Annotated in this window: 1 protein-coding gene; it reads right to left on the bottom strand. The window is 62.9% G+C overall.

Features of this window, described 5'->3' with window-relative positions:
- On the bottom strand, positions 1-1,144 hold a 1,144-nt coding region (locus WG900_RS20115), incomplete at both ends, for a hypothetical protein (protein ID WP_339970166.1).

Consider the following 1,144-nt stretch of genomic DNA (forward strand, 5'->3'; position numbering starts at 1 on the left):
CGCTGAGCTGGGAATTCTGGATGCTGAACGGTGCAGTCACCGACATGGCGCCTTCAGCATCGGCGAGCGCCGTGCCGACGGGCGGCAACGGCGGCCAGCCACCTGGGTTTCCGCCGCCGCCCGGCAGAAGAATGCTCGGCACCATCTCGCCGCCCGTTACGGTGAGAGTGTTGCCTTCGGCCAGGTTGGCCGTCGCCGAGGAGAGCATTGTGTTGCCGCCGGCCGAGATTGCGACGTTCTTCGCACCCGCGACCGACACGCGCGGTGCGCCGTCGGTCAGGGCGTCAACAAGTCCCATCGAAGACTGGACACTCGTGACATTGGCAATTGCGCCTTGCGTATAGGGCGTTGCAGCAAGGCCTGTCATCGATAGCTCCAGCCTATTGGCGGAGCGATTGCCCGCAGTAACCGACAGGTTTCGATTGCTCCCGATCGTCAGCGCCGAACTTTCGGAGTTTTCGCTCACCTCGAGATTGTACCCGCCGTAGCTCTTGGCCCCGACAGATGCTGCAAGCCGCTGATCTGAAAGCACGGCAATGGTCGCTTTGACCTCGGCACCGCTTCCGGTTCCATCGATGCGCGATGGGGCGTTGCCAGGTTCGGGACGAACCAAGCCGGCTTCTGCGACGATGTCACTTGCCGAGGTGTTGGCATAGACGACGGCGCGCTGAACACTTCCCGTGATCGCCAGATCGCTGCCGGTAAGGCTGCGCGCGCCAATTCGCGCTTCTCCCAGCCGTTCGGAACGAACGACGCTGCTGCCACTGACCTGCTGATCCGTCACGATTCCAGCGCCGGACTGGTTTGCGGATTCAAGCGTGATGGCAGAACCTGCTTCGTTTCCGACAGCCAGTGCTTCCTCGATGCCATCCGACACCGTGATCTTGCTCGAGGTCACACTGCCGGCAATCACACCTAGCTCAACATGCGGCGGAATCGCGGTCTCCCGGCTCCAGACCAGGGTGTCCGTGGCGGTCTGGCGGGTAGTAGCAAGGATGTTGGCTGTTCCCAGCGTTCCGGGTGCGCCGCTTGCAAGCGCGGTGGATATGGTGCCGGGAGTCACACCAGGCTCCGTCTGCAAGTTCGATGCGGCCGTATTCGCGCTGGCCAAGGCGCGCAGCGCACTTGCGCTCAGATTGATGGT

Origin of the sequence: Novosphingobium aquae (assembly GCF_037572715.1) — a bacterium.
Classification (GTDB): domain Bacteria; phylum Pseudomonadota; class Alphaproteobacteria; order Sphingomonadales; family Sphingomonadaceae; genus Novosphingobium; species Novosphingobium aquae.